Source organism: Streptomyces durbertensis, assembly GCF_014156695.1.
GTDB lineage: Bacteria > Actinomycetota > Actinomycetes > Streptomycetales > Streptomycetaceae > Streptomyces > Streptomyces durbertensis.
In genome coordinates, this window is sequence record NZ_WMLF01000696.1 from 1 (window position 1) to 1759 (window position 1759).

General features: G+C 66.2%; 4 protein-coding genes. All 4 read right to left on the bottom strand.

What is annotated here, in order from left to right:
• Nucleotides 1–90: 90 nt before the first annotated feature.
• The 4 genes from rpsK to infA all read right to left on the bottom strand — a co-directional run bounded on the left by rpsK (nt 91) and on the right by infA (nt 1599).
• Nucleotides 91–495, bottom strand: a complete 405-nt coding sequence (rpsK, locus tag GL263_RS25995; RefSeq protein ID WP_004571845.1) for a 30S ribosomal protein S11 — start codon at nt 493–495, stop codon at nt 91–93.
• A gap of 132 nt (nt 496–627) precedes the next feature.
• Nucleotides 628–1008, bottom strand: a complete 381-nt coding sequence (rpsM, locus tag GL263_RS26000; protein WP_143647881.1) for a 30S ribosomal protein S13 — start codon at nt 1006–1008, stop codon at nt 628–630.
• A gap of 196 nt (nt 1009–1204) precedes the next feature.
• On the bottom strand, nt 1205–1318 hold the full coding sequence (gene rpmJ / locus GL263_RS26005; RefSeq protein WP_003956441.1) for a 50S ribosomal protein L36: 114 nt from the start codon (nt 1316–1318) through the stop codon (nt 1205–1207).
• A gap of 59 nt (nt 1319–1377) precedes the next feature.
• Nucleotides 1378–1599: a translation initiation factor IF-1 gene (infA, locus tag GL263_RS26010; RefSeq protein WP_003948620.1), complete on the bottom strand. Its 222-nt coding sequence runs from the start codon at nt 1597–1599 to the stop codon at nt 1378–1380.
• Nucleotides 1600–1759 lie beyond the last annotated feature (160 nt).

Below are 1759 nucleotides of genomic sequence, written 5' to 3' on the forward strand. Positions count from 1 at the left end.
CTCCCGTACCTTCGGGGCTCACGGACGGCGAACCTCCGTGAGCCCCGAAGGTGTGGAACGTCCCGCAGTGACGTCGTCCGACGTCCGACGTCAGACGCGGCGGCGCTTGGGCGGGCGGCAGCCGTTGTGCGGGGTGGGGGTGACGTCCTGGATGGAGCCGACCTCCAGGCCGGTGGCCTGGAGCGAACGGATCGCGGTCTCACGGCCGGAGCCGGGACCCTTCACGAAGACGTCGACCTTGCGCATGCCGTGCTCCTGCGCGCGGCGGGCGGCCGACTCGGCGGCCATCTGCGCGGCGAACGGGGTCGACTTGCGCGAGCCCTTGAAGCCGACGTGGCCGGCCGAGGCCCAGGAGATCACGTTGCCCGTGGGGTCGGTGATCGAAACGATGGTGTTGTTGAACGTGCTCTTGATGTGAGCGTGCCCGTGGGCGACGTTCTTCTTCTCCTTGCGGCGCACCTTCTTGGCGCCGGCCGTACGGCCCTTCGGAGGCATATGGATTCTCTCCCGTGGAGGTGGTCGGTCCTACATCCGGACCGCGATGTCATGCGGGTGGGTGGGAAAGCCGGCGACAGCCGGTGACTGCTGACGACTGGGTCACCCGCCCGCAGCAGCGTCCGGTGCGGACTACTTCTTGCCCGGCTTCTTCTTGCCGGCGATGGCGCGACGCGGGCCCTTGCGGGTACGCGCGTTCGTCTTGGTGCGCTGACCACGGACCGGCAGGCCACGGCGGTGACGCAGACCCTGGTAGTTGCCGATCTCGACCTTGCGGCGGATGTCGGCCTGAATCTCGCGACGGAGGTCACCCTCGGTCTGGAAGTTCTCGTCGACGTACTCACGGATCTTGACGAGGTCTTCCTCGCCCAGGTCGCGGACGCGGGTGTCCGGGTTCACACCGGTGTTCTTCAGGGTCTCCTGCGATCGGGTGCGACCGATGCCGAAGACGTAGGTGAGGGCGACCTCGATGCGCTTGTCGCGCGGAAGGTCAACGCCTTCAAGGCGTGCCATGAACGTGGCTCCTGTGAGTTGTCGGAGGTCTACCACAGCACCGCTCCCCGGCCTCCGGCCGAGGTCCCCGGCCTCCGACCGGGGGTGTCGTCCCGCACACGCGCCCTGGGCGCGTGGTGTCACGGAACGGGTGACTGCGTATGTACGTGTTGCTCGCGTCGCGAGAAGAGGCGGCTAGTGCGTGCCGGCCCGTGCGTCAGCCCTGGCGCTGCTTGTGGCGCAGGTTGTCGCAGATGACCATGACCCGGCCGTGACGGCGGATCACCTTGCACTTGTCGCAGATCTTCTTGACGCTCGGCTTGACCTTCATGGGATGTGAGGTTCTCCGGGTCAGGCCATCACCCCACGGGAGCGAGGTGCTGGCTCGATCTACTTGTAGCGGTAGACGATCCGTCCACGAGTCAGGTCGTAGGGAGACAGCTCCACCACGACCCGGTCGTCGGGAAGGATACGGATGTAGTGCATCCGCATCTTGCCGCTGATGTGCGCGAGGACCTGGTGGCCGTTCTGGAGCTCCACCTTGAACATGGCGTTCGGCAGAGACTCGACGACGGTGCCCTCGATCTCGATGGCCCCTTGTTTTTTGGCCATACTTGAGCGCTTCACCTTCCGGATTCGGCTACCTGGATCGGACCGGGCACAGGGGTGTACCAGGACCGACGAGCCAGTCTACGACACGGCCGAACGAAAGACGAATCCGGGTATCCTCCCCCACCCACAAGATCCTCAACCTTCCGGCGCAGGGTGGGCC

Coding starts and splice junctions, on each gene's coding strand:
- rpmJ (WP_003956441.1), bottom strand. CDS start 1,318: ATGAAGGTCAAGCCGAGCGTCAAGAAGATCTGCGACAAGTGCAAGGTG.
- rpsM (WP_143647881.1), bottom strand. CDS start 1,008: ATGGCACGCCTTGAAGGCGTTGACCTTCCGCGCGACAAGCGCATCGAG.
- rpsK (WP_004571845.1), bottom strand. CDS start 495: ATGCCTCCGAAGGGCCGTACGGCCGGCGCCAAGAAGGTGCGCCGCAAG.
- infA (WP_003948620.1), bottom strand. CDS start 1,599: ATGGCCAAAAAACAAGGGGCCATCGAGATCGAGGGCACCGTCGTCGAG.